The 14934-nt window shown below is 41.3% G+C and carries 12 protein-coding genes; 3 read left to right on the top strand and 9 right to left on the bottom strand.

Going from position 1 to position 14934, the window contains the following annotated elements; genetic code table 11:
• Positions 1 to 194 precede the first annotated feature (194 nt).
• From FBQ94_RS06135 to FBQ94_RS06145, 3 genes are all read left to right on the top strand, one after another.
• Positions 195 to 2345 carry a Tex family protein gene (locus FBQ94_RS06135; protein ID WP_007222078.1) on the top strand — a complete coding sequence of 717 codons (2151 nt, stop codon included), beginning with the start codon at positions 195 to 197 and terminating at the stop codon, positions 2343 to 2345.
• A 173-nt stretch (positions 2346 to 2518) separates the two neighbouring features.
• Positions 2519 to 3394 (top strand): glycosyltransferase family 2 protein, encoded by an 876-nt coding sequence (locus FBQ94_RS06140; RefSeq protein WP_007222077.1) that lies wholly within the window; start codon positions 2519 to 2521, stop codon positions 3392 to 3394.
• A gap of 322 nt (positions 3395 to 3716) precedes the next feature.
• Complete coding sequence (locus FBQ94_RS06145; protein WP_007222076.1) at positions 3717 to 5831, top strand: thioredoxin domain-containing protein; 2115 nt, start codon at positions 3717 to 3719, stop codon at positions 5829 to 5831.
• A 29-nt stretch (positions 5832 to 5860) separates the two neighbouring features.
• On the opposite strand, the gene FBQ94_RS06150 is transcribed toward FBQ94_RS06145, so the two are convergent.
• The 9 genes from FBQ94_RS06150 to cbiQ form a co-directional block, all read right to left on the bottom strand.
• A complete protein-coding gene (locus FBQ94_RS06150; protein WP_007222075.1) occupies positions 5861 to 7402 on the bottom strand; it encodes a sigma-54-dependent Fis family transcriptional regulator in 1542 nt (513 codons plus the stop codon).
• Between the two features lie 828 nt (positions 7403 to 8230).
• Positions 8231 to 9277, bottom strand: coding sequence for a transporter (locus tag FBQ94_RS06155; RefSeq protein ID WP_007222074.1), 1047 nt, complete (start codon positions 9275 to 9277; stop codon positions 8231 to 8233).
• Between the two features lie 400 nt (positions 9278 to 9677).
• Complete coding sequence (locus FBQ94_RS06160; protein WP_007222073.1) at positions 9678 to 10121, bottom strand: hypothetical protein; 444 nt, start codon at positions 10119 to 10121, stop codon at positions 9678 to 9680.
• Positions 10118 to 10543 carry a YHS domain-containing protein gene (locus FBQ94_RS06165; protein ID WP_007222072.1) on the bottom strand — a complete coding sequence of 142 codons (426 nt, stop codon included), beginning with the start codon at positions 10541 to 10543 and terminating at the stop codon, positions 10118 to 10120. Before FBQ94_RS06165 ends, FBQ94_RS06160 begins: the two co-directional genes overlap by 4 nt.
• Positions 10544 to 10558: 15 nt before the next feature.
• Positions 10559 to 11584, bottom strand: coding sequence for a transporter (locus FBQ94_RS06170; RefSeq protein ID WP_007222071.1), 1026 nt, complete (start codon positions 11582 to 11584; stop codon positions 10559 to 10561).
• A 530-nt stretch (positions 11585 to 12114) separates the two neighbouring features.
• The gene (locus FBQ94_RS06175; protein ID WP_007222070.1) at positions 12115 to 12549 is read right to left on the bottom strand and encodes a hypothetical protein; all 435 of its coding nucleotides are present in this window, start codon (positions 12547 to 12549) and stop codon (positions 12115 to 12117) included.
• 15 nt (positions 12550 to 12564) lie between these two features.
• On the bottom strand, positions 12565 to 13317 hold the full coding sequence (locus tag FBQ94_RS06180; RefSeq protein WP_007222069.1) for a hypothetical protein: 753 nt from the start codon (positions 13315 to 13317) through the stop codon (positions 12565 to 12567).
• The gene (locus tag FBQ94_RS06185) at positions 13304 to 14095 is read right to left on the bottom strand and encodes an energy-coupling factor ABC transporter ATP-binding protein (protein ID WP_007222068.1); all 792 of its coding nucleotides are present in this window, start codon (positions 14093 to 14095) and stop codon (positions 13304 to 13306) included. Before FBQ94_RS06185 ends, FBQ94_RS06180 begins: the two co-directional genes overlap by 14 nt.
• Positions 14080 to 14910 carry a cobalt ECF transporter T component CbiQ gene (gene cbiQ / locus FBQ94_RS06190; protein WP_083849270.1) on the bottom strand — a complete coding sequence of 277 codons (831 nt, stop codon included), beginning with the start codon at positions 14908 to 14910 and terminating at the stop codon, positions 14080 to 14082. The genes FBQ94_RS06185 and cbiQ overlap by 16 nt, the downstream gene beginning before the upstream one ends.
• Positions 14911 to 14934 lie beyond the last annotated feature (24 nt).

The following is a 14934-nucleotide window of genomic DNA, read 5'->3' on the forward strand; positions in this document are numbered from 1 at the left end:
GGCAGGGATCGTTTGTCAGTGTGGTATATTCCCTATCCACGTTGGCATTTGAAGCAAGCACGGACAAACTAAGTTTGTCCGTGCCACCCTATTATAATACTGTACGGTTTCATCCTTTGAATACTATAAAGAGCTTACTATAATCATGACATCCCTTTGAAATCAAAAAAAGATATATCGATACGAGGAGAAAAATGAACGAGGCACATATTATAAAAATCGCAAGCGAACTTCATTTGGCGCCAAAACAGGTCAGGGGAACTGCTCTGCTCCTTGATGAGGGAGCCACCGTTCCGTTTATTGCACGATACAGAAAAGAGGCTACCGGCAGTCTCGATGAAGTTGCTATTACTACTATTCGTGACCGCCTTATCCAATTGGCTGATTTGGATAAACGGCGTGATGCTATTGTGAAAGCACTGGAAGAACGGGGACAGCTTACTGACGAACTAAAAGAAAAACTGATCGCGGCTGAGTCGCTCGCGGTATTGGAAGACATCTACCTCCCCTACCGTCCGAAACGGCGTACACGGGCTACTATTGCAAGGGAAAAGGGATTGGAACCCCTGGCAAAACTAATCTTTGATCAGGATGCCAGAGATCCTGCAACAGAAGCTACCGCTTTTGTAAATTCAGAGAAAGGGGTTGATTCTGGAGAAGATGCCCTTGCAGGGGCGCGGGATATTATTGCAGAGTGGATAAATGAGGACCAAACGGCCCGTACAAAAATGCGTGATCTGTATACGAATTCGGGGATTTTTAAAACAAAGGTGATACCAGGCAAGGAAGAGGAAGGGATCAAGTATAAGGATTACTTTGATTGGGAAGAACCGGTATCTGAAGCTCCTTCTCACAGGATTCTGGCTATGAGACGCGGGGAAAAGGAAGGGTTCCTGATCCTGCACGTTAATCCACCGGAAGATAAAGCGCTATCACTGCTGGAAGCGCTCTTTGTAAAGGGAGACGGATTGGCGTCCCAACAAGTCAGGATGGCCATTCATGATAGCTATAAGAGACTTTTATCCTTATCGATGGAAACGGAAATACGGATTGCAACAAAAGAACAGGCAGAGGTGGAGGCTATCAAGGTCTTTGCCGAAAATGTGCGCCAACTCTTACTTGCCTCTCCGCTCGGACAAAAAAATGTCCTTGCCGTAGATCCGGGTTTCCGTACCGGTTGTAAAGTTGTTTGTTTGAACAGACAGGGAAAGCTGGTGCATACCGATACTATCTACCCGCATCAATCAGAGAAAGCTACCGCAGAAGCCGCTTCAACGATTATTCGTTTATGCGAACAGTTTGCTATAGAAGCTATTGCCGTAGGAAACGGCACTGCGGGAAGGGAAACAGAGTCCTTCGTCCGCAAACTCAAGCTTCCCGGAAAAATTCTCGTAGTGATGGTAAACGAAAGCGGCGCATCGGTATATTCTGCTTCAGAAACTGCACGCGAAGAGTTCCCTGATTATGACGTAACCGTGCGTGGTTCAGTATCCATAGGCAGGCGCCTTATGGACCCCCTGGCAGAACTGGTGAAGATAGATCCCAAATCTATCGGTGTAGGACAATACCAGCACGATGTTGACCAGGGGGCGTTAAAGAAAAGTCTTGATGATGTTGTCATCAGTTGTGTAAACAAGGTGGGCGTAGAGGTAAATACTGCGAGCAAACAGCTTCTTACCTATGTTTCTGGCCTCGGTCCTCAGCTTGCGGGAAATATCGTGAAATACCGGAACGAGCACGGCCCGTTTACATCGAGAGAAGAGCTGAAGAAGGTGCCACGCCTAGGGCCGAATGCCTTTGAGCAATCTGCCGGCTTCTTACGCATACGGGATGGTGGTAATCCCCTTGACGGGAGCGCTGTTCATCCTGAAAGTTATCCCATAGTATATGACATGGCAAAAGATCTGGGATGTTCAGTTACCGATTTAATGCGGAGTGAAGAGCTCAGGAAAAAAATTAATCTTACAAAATATGTAACCGGCAAGGTAGGTCTCCCTACTCTGAACGATATCCTGGCGGAGTTATCCAAGCCTGGCCGTGATCCCAGAGAGAAGTTCGAGGCATTTGGGTTTGCAGAGGGAATTGAGAAAATGGAGGATGTAAAGCCCGGTATGAGACTTCCCGGTATCGTTACCAATATTACTGCCTTTGGCGCTTTTGTGGATATAGGGGTACATCAGGACGGCCTGGTACATATCAGCGAACTTGCAGATACTTTCGTAAAGAATCCCAATGATTTTGTGAGAGTGCATCAAACGGTAACCGTTACTGTACTCGATGTTGATATAAAGAGAAAAAGAATTTCTCTTTCCATGAGGAATAAACAAAAACAAGTAAATACTTAGTCTTTTCAAGCAACCTTTTCCATTTCTTCCATGCAAAATTTGCGGAAAATACATGCCGGTAAATTTCTTCGTTTTTATTTGTTGGTATATTTTTTGCTTATTGAAAAAGTAAATTAAAAAATACGTGTAGTAATACTCATGTTTCACTCTCTGTAAAGTTAGACATTAGCTCCATGAACAACCTCAATGCCCGCATTTCTATAGTAATTGTAACACGAAACCGTATCCAGAATCTCTTCCATACATTGAATCAACTTTACACCCTTCCGGAACGGCCTCCTATTATTGTAGTAGATAATGGCTCTTCTGACGGCACATCAGAAGAAGTTCGTATGCATTATCCGGAAACAACGGTCATATCACTATCTAAGAATCTCGGCCCTGCAGGGAGAAATTTTGGTGTTCAGCATACCGATTGTCCCTATGTTGCATTTAGTGATGACGACTCATGGTGGGCCCCCGGATCTCTCACGAAGGCAATCGATCTTTTCGATTCGTATCCAAAATTAGCTTTAATAGCATCACGAATTTTCGTTGGACAAGAACAAAGGTTGGATCCAATTTGCCAGAAAATGTCCGATGGTAAACTACCGGTAACTCCTGATTATCCCGGGTTTCCCATATTAGGCTTTATTGCCTGCGGATCCATCGTTCGGCGTTCAGCATATCTCGCTATGGGCGGATTTGAAAGTCGCTTTGGCATTGGCGGTGAAGAGAACCTGTTAGCAATGGATCTTGCGGCTCATGGCTGGCATTTAGCTTATATTGAGGATATTATCTCATATCACTATCCATCACCTATCCGCAATTGTAATGACCGGCGCCGTAATGAAGTCAGAAATACCTTATGGACAGCATGGCTCAGGCGACCAATAAGTATCGCACTCTTCAAGACTCTGAGTCTTTTAAAACCGGCATTATACGATCCCTCTACTCGCGATGGATTATTCGATGCCTTAAAAAAACTAGATTGGGTAATTCGATCACGTCAACTCATACCAAAACATGTTGAGCTTGCGCTGAGAATATTAGAAAATGGATCAAAATAACAATGAGGAGTATTTCTTATCTTGTGCCATACTATGTCTATAACATGTCACACTCTTGTGCCATGTCGCATTTTTCATATTCATAATTATATCCTTAATTATAGGTTAAAATATTTTTTGCACAGATAATTTTGATATTTTGATATAATGACGATGGAAATTGAAAAATAATACAAGATAGGGATATTTATGCAGAAAGGCTTAGTACAACCGGAGGATTATATCTATGGGCACATTTTCATTTTTTACCCGTACTATCGGCTCTTTCCCAATCCGTGGTTTCATCCTATCAATTTTTATGAAAGGTTGCGTATGTAACGATATGAAAGCAAACGAACATAACATCTCATCAAAAATCTCTCAGCACGAGACGAAAACCCCTCATAGGGGAAAGCCGAACCGTTTAATTCATGAAAAAAGTCCTTATTTACAGCAGCATGCTTACAACCCTGTTGACTGGTATGCATGGGGTGAAGAGGCTTTTCAGAAGGCAATAAGGGAAAATAAGCCCGTCTTCCTTTCTATCGGATACTCGACCTGCCATTGGTGTCACGTTATGGAATACGAATCGTTTGAGGATGAAGAGGTGGCAAAGATTCTGAATGAAAATTTTGTTTCAATTAAGGTTGACAGAGAGGAACGTCCCGATCTGGACAATATCTATATAACTGTATGCCAGGCTATGACAGGTAGTGGCGGCTGGCCGCTGAATCTCTTTCTGACCCCTGAGAAAAAACCGTTCTTTGCCGGTACCTATTTCCCAAAAACGGAGCGATATGGAAATCCCGGATTTATTGCTATTCTCAAAAAGATATCTGACCTCTGGAAAACAAATAAAGAGAGCGTCATTGCATCCAGCGAGCAAATAACAAAGGTCATTCAATCTGCAGCTATCTCCACACCGGGTGAAATTCTAACGAAGGAGACGTTACAGCATGCCTATGCGCAATTAAGGGATAATTTTGATTCTATTTACGGCGGATTTGGCTCTGCGCCAAAATTTCCAACACCACACAACTATACCTTTCTTCTTCGGTGGTGGAAACGGAGCAATGATCCCACAGCCCTGGAGATTGTTGAAAAGACACTTGAACGGATGGGACGCGGTGGTATATATGATCAGTTGGGAGGCGGATTCCACAGGTATTCCACTGATGAATACTGGCTCGTCCCGCACTTTGAAAAGATGCTGTATGATCAGGCGCTGGCTGCTATTGCGTATACGGAAACATATCAAGCCACAGGAAAGGTATTTTACGCCGATAGTGTACGGGGTATCTTTACCTATGTCCTGAGGGATATGACCTCGCCCGAAGGCGGCTTTTACTCCGCTGAAGATGCTGATAGCGAAGGAGTAGAAGGGAAATTTTACGTCTGGACGCCTGACGAAATCATCAAGATCTTAGGTGAAAAAGAGGGTAATATCTTTTGTGACTATTACGATGTTTCAAAAGAAGGCAATTTTGAAGAAAAGAACATCCTTCATGTAGATAAACCGGTAGATACATTCTCTAAAATGAGAGGAATAAAGCCGGCAGAACTTGAAGAAGTGTTAAGAACAGCCCGGGAAAAACTCTTTTCCGTACGGGAAAAACGTATACATCCTCATAAGGATGACAAAATACTTACCGCCTGGAACGGATTAATGATTGCCGCCCTGGCGAAAGGCGCACAGGCCCTGAATGAACCAAAATATACACAAGCTGCTATGCGCGCGGCAGATTTTATTTTGAATACTTTACGCCAAAAGGATGGAACATTATTAAGGCGTTATCGATCAGGAGAAGCTTCTATTCCCGGCTATCTGGATGATTATGCATATTTTGTCTGGGGTCTGATTGACCTCTATGAGGCTACATTTGAGGTAAAATATCTTAAAATAGCCCGGGAACTCAATAATCACATGATAGAAAACTTCCAGGATGAAAAAGGAGGCGGTTTCTTCTTCAGTGGAAAGAAAAATGAACAACTCATAACTCAGACAAAGGAAATCTATGATGGCGCAACACCTTCCGGAAATTCGGTTGCTTTATTCAATATCCTAAGATTAGGCCGTATAACGGGAAATACAGAGTTTGAGAAAATAGCGGAACAGATTATCAGAGCCTTCGGGGAAACAATAAAACAGCATCCATCAGGCTATACCCAATTCCTCTGTGCCCTGGATTTTGTATTAGGTCCTACCAAAGAGATCGTTATTGCAGGAGAACCTGGCTCAGATGATACAGAACGGATACTCAGGGAAATAGGAAAACGATTCCTTCCCCGGAAGGTCTTGCTTTTACATCCTTCAAAAGATAAATCCATTGAGGATATTGCAGAATTCATAAAGGAACAAAAGATCGTTGATAACAAAGCTACGGCCTATATCTGTATAAATTATGCCTGCAATGCCCCCACAAATGATATACACAAGATCATACAATTATTAGAATAGAGATGTTTTATTCAAAAAAGTTGTCGAATTCAATTTTGCCGGATATTGAACTGAATTATTTTATTATTCAGGCTTGCGCGACTAATGTCTAATTCCTTTGAGGCTGCGGTCTTATTCCAATGTGTCCTTTGTAATGCCTGTTTAACCAGCTCCTTCTCAAGAGATTCCAGGGTATCTTTGAGTTTCTTACTACCATTCTTATGAATTTCAGGAATCTGATATACCGGGTATGCCGCCATTATTTCCCTGGGAAGATGATGGAGCTTTATGATCTTTTCCTTACCCGAAAAAATGACTAAGCGTTCGATGAGATTTTTTAGCTCACGAATATTCCCCGGCCAATGATAAGCCATCAGGAATTTCATTACCTCCGGGCTTATCTCCTTTTTTTCATCATAGTGAATCTTTCGGTAAGATTTTAAAAAATGATCGGCCAGGAGCGCTATATCTTCATTTCTTTCCCTCAGAGGAGGCATGGTAAGGGATATGGTATTTATCCGGTAAAAGAGGTCTCTCCTGAATGAGCCTTGTTCGATTTGTTTCAGCAGTTCTTTATTCGTTGCAGCAATGATCCGAACATTTACCCTTTTGATTTCAACACCCCCTACCCGATAGAATGTTCCATCTTCCAGCACCCTCAGGAGCCTTGCCTGTGCCTCTATATCCATATCACCAATCTCATCCAGAAACAATGTCCCGTTATCGGCAATTTCAAAAAGACCTTTCTTCTCTGATGTTGCACCGGTAAATGAGCCCTTCTCATGACCAAATAACTCGGAGTTTAAAAGGGTATTACTAAACGCCGAGCAGTTCTGAAGGACAAATATCTTGCCTTTGCGGGAACTGTTATAATGAATACTAGCCGCTAATAATTCTTTTCCTGTTCCACTCTCTCCCTCAATTAAGACAGGACTATCGAAATTTTCGATTAATTCCAGTATATCAAAGATCTTTTTTATTGCCGGGCTTGTGCCAACGATATTCGTGTACTTTTTGTTATAAACTCTTTCTAAAACGGCTGCCTGTTTCCTGATTACCTCTTCTTTCTCCTGCAGCATCTCGTAAATAGCTACAATATCCCTGGCGACCATTTCTATAAAATCAAGCAGATATTCCCTGCTGTGTTCAGGCGCCTGTTTTAATCTCTTATAACACCTTTCTATTTCTCTGGTATCAAAACCAAGCATTCTCAATCTTTTTATATATGTCCTTTGTATCGAGGTACTGATTCTTAACGCCTGTATTCCGGAACCAGCTATGGCTCCAATATATCGCCCTTTCGTGATGATAGGAGCAATAGCTCCTTGCAGACCAATCGGGCATTCATACAGAAAAGGCTTATTTGATGTGTTGAATTCCTTGAGATATTTTTTATAATTTGCAGAGCAAGACTGAGCGCCATCCGGTGTTGAATTGATTAAACGACAAAGAGGATTTTGGAAAGGTGCTTTGTTATTTTTGCCATTACTGTGCTCATCATAAACCTGAACATCTACTCCCCACCATTTATAACATATCTCCCGGGTAAGCTTGATCACATGAGATTCTTGTATCCTGTTCCAATCAATCATTCTTGTAATAAGATCACCTCCCAGTATTTACTTAAAATAAGGTGCAAAGCCAAATGAGGTCTTCAGCAATTTTATCTTTTATGATGAATATATTAGCGCAATGTTATTTTTACCCTACTTTTATAGTGTCAATTTATGTACCAAATTTATCAGAAATGGTTGAATGATACGTTGAAAAAATATTTCACATGATAAAATTTATCGTAACTATAAGACAAAAATTACTTAACAACTTTTGTAGTAAACGATAATTTATTAAGAAGAAGAAGAAGAAGAAGAAGAAGAAGAAGAAGAAGAAGAAGAAGAAGAAGAAGAAGAAATATTCATATTAAGATGAAAAATATGTCTCATGGGACAAAAATGTCTGAGACAAAAGTGTCTCATGAGACACTTTTGTCTCAGAACTTATAGATCTGTAGTATGCAAGAGATATAACCGAACAGGATATGGAGAGAGTCAAGACTTTTGTTATATGCAGGTGTATGGGATGTACAGAACTCTTAACCACGTCATTGCGAGGGTCTTTTCCGAAGCAAACTTTCTTATAATGCCAGATTCAATAGTTTATGAGATTGCTTCGGAAAAGACCCTCGCAATGACTGGCCAGGTAGTCTTTTGCCAGTTAAGAATATGTTCAGTTTCATCTTTATAATACTATAACTTAAACAGAAATACTCCTGTTTATGGTTCTCTCATTCGGCTTTAAGGTTGCAATTTTCGTACATGTTCAGGCGGAGAAGCAAGGCTAAAGCCTTGCCCTACATCGACTCCGTTTTATGAGTAGGGGCAGGTTTGAAACCTGCCCCTACTTTTAGCTAACTCAGTTTTTTAGAAAGCCCATACAACTGATGCTATTGCCCTCCAGTCTACCACTTGCTGAATGCCTCTGACATTCTGGTATATCGGCTTCTGAAATTTGAAATCCAGACTACCACCAGTTTTCGGAATCCGTATCTGAAGAGAAGGAGTAACAGAAAGAGAAACAAGACCTGTATTATCGGTATTGTCTAAAAGAGATGTCTCCGGTCTTGAAAACTTATCATCATGATCGATATCCTTTGCTCCATAGAAACCGTTCAACTCAAAGCCGGGACTTAAATAGCTGGTGACCTGATACCTCGTAACAAAATCTAACGATACTTTATCTCCAAACTCATAACCTTCGTCTCCTTCAGTAGTTAGTTGATACAGAAAGTTAACCTGAAATACCCACGGATAAAATGCGCGTATATAGTTAACGAAAAGGAGTGGATCCCATGATCCGGTTCCTGGCTGCATTACAGCATGGACAAGTTTACCAGAATCTGTCTTTTCATCATTTTCCCCTGTAGGGGTTTTTACCCCTAAACCTAAAGTAAGCTTTTTTGTCGGAAGAACCGGCGCATCGGTATAGAGGGTATATAACCCCATAAGGGTCACATCCCCAAGACCTTCAACCGTATCCATCTCCATATCCATAATCATATCCATACCCATAGGACTCCTTGTTATTGATCTCATATTCATATCATTTATGACATAAGGAACGGTAGCAAGAAACTGAAACTTTTCTGTGAAAGAATAGACCCCCAGGAGGGTATACTTCTGCATAATCATCCTTGTAGGAATGGAGAAACTCTTTGTATCCATAGACATCACAGGCCACTCCTCTGCCTTTTTCTCCAATACGTCATTATGGCTTATACTGTTCGTACCATCTCGTATAGTCTTCATGTTCGTATACTCATATTGAAGAGAAATTCCAAAATTCGGCGCAAGGGTTATTCCGGAAATTGTTGCTTCTGAAAGTGAGCCTGATAAACAACATTCGCCATGGGCATAAACAGCCCTGGCGGTAAACAGTGAAAGCAAAAGAACTGCAGCTAAGATTCTCACGGTATATATCTCCTTTTATTTAAGAAATAGTTTTTGCATTATAACTGTCCTGATAGTCATTGTGAGCGGGCAGGTAAAAACCCAAAGGAAAGTAATCCCCCTTTAGAAAAAGGGGGAATAATCCTGTTAATCCCCTTTAGTTCCCTTTAGAAAAGGGGGACATATGAGTGATTTAGAAAAGGGGAAAAATATGTGAACGATTCAGGGAAGACGATTAACAACTTCTGTACTTCCCCTTTGGCAAGGATTCTTATGTCCCCCTTTAAAAAAGAGAATCTTCCCCCTTTTTTAAAGGGGGATCAAGGGGGATTAAGAGGAATTAATAACCTCAAAACCCCCCAGTAAGGAGGATTGCTTCGGGCTAGCGCCATCGCAATGATTATTTTCCGTTCACTTTACATTACGCAGTTACTTGTCTGAGATATCGGGGTGGTTTTTCCGGAGGGGATGCAATAATCTCTGGAAGATATATTGAAATGTTATAGAAAAGAAAATATAAGAATGATGCTTGTATCGGTTGAACCTGATTCTCCAATATGTATTTATCCGTAAAAGTTACATTGGTAAGCGGATCACTTCCATATTTACAATCTATACTGCTCATGAAGACACGAAAACCGCTTTGCTTCTTGCTACTGTTTTTAAGCTCATTGTGGTTTTTGTAAGATGAGCAACAGCAATGAGTCTTGCAATCCAATACCGACTTACAGCCACACTGATGCCCCCTGCAAGGGAATTCACCTGTTTTTATGGGTAAATTTACCGCTCTGCCACTATTGCATGGTAGTATGCAGAGAACCATCAGGATTTGAATACAAGCCAGTACTTTATTCTTTCTGCTCATTCTTTCCCGCTGTAATTGTCTGGACTTGCCATATATTTTATCCTGCAATGATCGGAGCAAAAGTAATACACCTTATCATGATATATACAGGTAACAAATCTTTCCAGTTTTCCGATTTCCATGCGGCATACAGGATCTACAGCCCCTTGAGGGAAGGTAACAGCCTTGAGATATTTTGACGGGTTCTTATCAAAGTCTACCTTACACTCTTTACTGCAAAAATAATAGGTTTCCCCTTCGTAGGTTGATTTTGGTGTATTTTCATCTATAGCAATATTGACGCAGCCCATATCAGAAAAATACGCGCAAACAGGATCGATAACCTTTGGCTGACCTTTTTGAGATGAAGTAGTGGTTGTGATTGTGCAGCCAATACCTGCACACAGGATGATACCTGCCATGAAAGAATATTTCGCTACCATAGATAACTCCTTTATTTAAAAACTATAACCGATACCGGCAGCAACCTTAAAATCTGTCTCCTGCTGCTCTCCGAGTAAATTTTGAAAGACAGGGAAAGAGATCGAGGCCCCTATTCCACAACGAGGGGTAATCCCTATGCGTACTCCGGGAGAGAGAAAAACGGTAGTTCCACCACTATTCCGTTCTTTCTTTCCGTCCTCTTCATCCCGAAACAGATACCTCACATTAATCTCTCCAACAGGCGCAATATTTGGGTATGTGTTTCTGGGAATTACCTGATATGCCGTTGCAAGGTTCCAATCCATACGGTCGCCAATTTCGAAATCCCTCGAACCCTCAGTCCGGAGGATATATTGAATATTGGTATCCAGGGTCCAGTTTTCTGTAAGCCAGCGTGAATATGCCAAACCCGTTAAAAAATCATAAGAACCGCTTCCCGGTTGCTCCACAGGTTCTACCTTTTCACCCGCAGAGTTTTTTCTATCATCCACCCCTGTAGGAAATTTAACTCCTCCTAAAACAGCGTAATGTCCCTGCGGTCCCCGGAAGAAGCGGTACTTGCTGAAGAGCCAGAGGTCGGTAATCCCATCCGGATCTGCCCGTAATACCTCAATCTCATCACCATGGCCGCCACCCTCATGCGTGGCAACAAAATCACCATGCCCATTACCATGCCCGAACCCGGCCTCGCGGAAGTTATTCGTTTCAAACCAGCCGATGCTCATCCCAATGGTAAAATCATCTGTTACTCCATATCCGATGTCAACGGTATGCAGGAATGTTCTGTCAACAGCATCAAAGTGAGTGCCTGCTTTTTCTGCTTTATCAGCAAATTCTGAATCAGAGACAGACTCGAACTCAGTCAGTTCTGTTCTCAGACCGAGTGAAAAGGTACCGCTTTTTAAGGTAATAGCTGGTATTGTAGTAGCTCCTCCACCTGTCCCGGGGCCATGATTTGCCTCAACATATTTTACCAGCAATACCAGAAAGAACATGAATAATGAAAATACATATCCAACTCGTAAATTTGCTATCCGCATAGGTATATCTCCAGAAGTTAAGGAAAAATAATCCCCCTTGATCCCCCTTTAGAAAAGGGGGAAAATGTGTGAATATTTGCGTATCTCTCCATTTTCTAAATCATTCATACATCTCTCCCTTTTCTAAACTTATCCTTACCCACATCTTTAGAATACCATGAAGAGATGTATCGCCGTGGGCATCTCTCTGGAAATTTTTATTCTCTGTAAGCCTATTCCCGGGTGGCGCTGACAAACTCTGTTTGTCAGTGTGGTATATTCCCTATCCACGGGTGTACTCGAAAAACACGGACAAACAAGTTTGTCCGTGCCACCCTGTTTAGTCTTATCGCATTACTCAAATTTACCTCTCTGACTTGTAGGTAAAGATAAGCTTTTCTAAAGGGGGACTAAGGGGGATTAGGATGCTTCAGTTGTTTCTCCTTCGCAATGATATGATAACGCCCTTTTAGGCAGTTCCATCAATGCAGTCGAAACTGTCTTCTCGAGTTCCTAAAGCAACACGAAAATTGATACAGGAAAAATACTTCTTATGCGAGATACCGGGGTGGTTTTTTGGGGAGAGATACTATTCCTTCGGAGATGGGGATCGAAATGGTATGAGAAAGAAAACACAGGAAAGATGCTTTTATGGGTTGAACCTTATCCTCTAAAATATATTTACCGGTAAAATTTATACCGGTAAACGCCTCGTTTCCATATTTGCAATTTATGGTACTAATAAAGACACGAAAACCGTTTTTCTGTTCCTCGCTATTGTTCAAAAAATTATTGCGATTTTCATGCAGTGCACAGCAACACCGTTCTCTGCAATCCGGTTCCGTCTTACAGCCACATTGGTGCCCTTTGCAAGGAAACTCAGCAGATTTTAAGGGAACATTTACCGCCCTATCACTATTGCATGCCAGTATGCAGAGAACAACCAAAATTTGCATGCAGGTAAGTATCGTATTCCTTTTACTCATAATCTATGTATTCCCTTAATGTATCTTTTTACGATCATCTTGTTCAATTGCACGGGTTAAATAATCCTGCCATGTGCTGCCATAATGCCTCTCCAGCCAGGTCTCAATGTGACCTTGCCAAAGGCGATACGCCTGTTTTACACCGGTAATCTTTGGATGCGCCTCAGATATATACAAAACGGAACTAACCTTTGACACCTCCAGAATGAAGTATTCGGACGGTTTTTCATTCCAGATTGCGCTCATTTTACCAACCTCACTGCATTGACTTAATTTTTTTCTGACTTCTTCTGCTGTATATCCGGGGAAAATCTTTCTCAGTAAAGTATGATCATCCTTAATAGCATAAAACAGAGTAAAAATATGCTTATGTTTTAATTTTACATAATTTTCATGTGCCAGGTATTCATTATAGATACAAGGGGCGGGAACATCATGCATAAAACTGTCTGCCTTATCCGGAAACGCTTTACAGGTATAAGGCCTGCAGTTCTTACCAAATATACCGCATCGTAATAATACCCTGAGGGCAGGACCGTTTGGTGTATCGACCTCTTTCAAATAAAAATTCAAACACCGGCAAGGACGGTATACTATATCCTTTGCTTCCAGAGCTGTATACAGCAGTTTCACACCATACGATGCAGTACCCCGTTTAAGAAAAGATTTCCACATCCCTAAATGATTCTGTTCCTTTGGAATGCTCATGAAACAGCATATCCCATCCGCACAAATATCATCGGCAAGATTTATACTATAAATGTTCATGGATGTATCCGTGCCGGTGTTCATGTTTATGTACTGTGTAGTCATGACAGTGCTGGTGCTGATAAATCAGATTATTTTTTAATAATAGGCCATAATTGCTTAATATTTCTTTATAACTCCCTATCGCCACGGGTCTTTTTTCCTCACTAAAAACAAGCACCTTATCAGCTATCCCCTGCGCAAGGAAGATATCGTGTGTTACAATGAGGATCGTCTTGCCTTGAGATTTTAGGGTATACAGTATATTGATAAATTTCGATGTACTCCTGGGGTCTAATCCACTCGTGGGTTCATCGAGCAACAAGATCTTTGGATCCATAGATAGTACGGTGGCAATAGCTGCCCTTTTCTTTTCGCCAAAACTCAGATGATATGATGTACGGGATTCGTAGCCTTCCAGATCGACCAGCGCTAACGCCTTTTGTGATGCAACCATCACCTCGTTATTATCCCATCCTAAATTTAAAGGCCCAAACGAAACATCGTCAATAACGGTAGGACAAAACAGTTGATCATCAGGATTTTGAAATACCATACCTACTTTCCGTCTGATCTCTTTCACCTGTATTTTGTTTAACATTAAACCTGCAATAGTAATATGCCCATCGCCTTCCAGGATACCCGTCAGGTTCATAAACAGCGTTGACTTGCCAGTTCCATTGGCGCCGATAATGACCAACGTCTCCCCTTCTTCCGCCTCAAAACTAACGTCTTTTAGCCCTACCGTCCCGTCAGGATAACGGTAATTCAGATTTGAAACTTTTATAATGCTTGCCATAGGTGCGCGTTGTTTATTTTCATATGTTCTAATTTATAAACAATACCTGATACAATGAATAATAGCGATATAATTATACCGGTTATAAATAAAAAGTCTATATAGGAGAACTGAAACCGTTTAATACTCCGTATTTCCCCGGTAAATCCCCTGATGGTCATCGCACTGTAAATTCTCCTTGCACGCTCAAAGGTTCTGATAAATAATACCCCGATCATATATCCAATTATCCATAATTGTTCACTATACCGGGACCCAAAATACCGGAGAGCTCTTGCCCGCATCAATCGTTTGGCTTCATCAAAAAGCACAAAGATATAACGATACATAAATGACATGAGTATTACCAATAAGCGCGGCATGCGAAGCATTTCCATTCCTTGTAAAAAATCAGGAAAGGTTGTCGTAGAGGAGGCAATCACCAGTAAGATTATCGACAAACCCGATTTTATAATAACATTTAAAAATGTCCAGACGCCCTCATAGGTAACACGCAGTTGCCAATAACCTATCTTTATCGACCAATAAACATTTCCCTCTTTTATAAAAGGGATAAAAATTGCAACGAAAAGAATAAAAGGAATTAAGAAAAACATCCTTTTCAGTATTTGCCTGGGTGTGATCTTTGCTATGAATGCTATTGCCAGTATGAGTAAAAAATACAATCCGAAGTCCTTCAGACGGGTAATAGGCGTCAATACCATACAGAGGATTATGGAAAGAAATGAGATAATTTTTGACCTTGGGTCCAAGCCTTCTACCAGATTATTGGCAAATCCCATTGTATATCGATTGGTTTTAAAACATGTTTTCATGGTATCGTGTTCGGCCAAAATAAA

Origin of the sequence: Candidatus Jettenia sp. AMX1 (genome assembly GCF_030263775.1) — a bacterium.
Taxonomy (GTDB): domain Bacteria; phylum Planctomycetota; class Brocadiia; order Brocadiales; family Brocadiaceae; genus Jettenia; species Jettenia caeni.

Coding starts and splice junctions, on each gene's coding strand:
- FBQ94_RS06135 (WP_007222078.1), top strand. CDS start 195: ATGAACGAGGCACATATTATAAAAATCGCAAGCGAACTTCATTTGGCG.
- FBQ94_RS06140 (WP_007222077.1), top strand. CDS start 2,519: ATGAACAACCTCAATGCCCGCATTTCTATAGTAATTGTAACACGAAAC.
- FBQ94_RS06145 (WP_007222076.1), top strand. CDS start 3,717: ATGAAAGCAAACGAACATAACATCTCATCAAAAATCTCTCAGCACGAG.
- FBQ94_RS06150 (WP_007222075.1), bottom strand. CDS start 7,402: ATGATTGATTGGAACAGGATACAAGAATCTCATGTGATCAAGCTTACC.
- FBQ94_RS06160 (WP_007222073.1), bottom strand. CDS start 10,121: ATGAGCAGAAAGAATAAAGTACTGGCTTGTATTCAAATCCTGATGGTT.
- FBQ94_RS06165 (WP_007222072.1), bottom strand. CDS start 10,543: ATGGTAGCGAAATATTCTTTCATGGCAGGTATCATCCTGTGTGCAGGT.
- FBQ94_RS06170 (WP_007222071.1), bottom strand. CDS start 11,584: ATGCGGATAGCAAATTTACGAGTTGGATATGTATTTTCATTATTCATG.
- FBQ94_RS06175 (WP_007222070.1), bottom strand. CDS start 12,549: ATGAGTAAAAGGAATACGATACTTACCTGCATGCAAATTTTGGTTGTT.
- FBQ94_RS06180 (WP_007222069.1), bottom strand. CDS start 13,317: ATGAACATTTATAGTATAAATCTTGCCGATGATATTTGTGCGGATGGG.
- FBQ94_RS06185 (WP_007222068.1), bottom strand. CDS start 14,095: ATGGCAAGCATTATAAAAGTTTCAAATCTGAATTACCGTTATCCTGAC.
- cbiQ (WP_083849270.1), bottom strand. CDS start 14,910: ATGAAAACATGTTTTAAAACCAATCGATATACAATGGGATTTGCCAAT.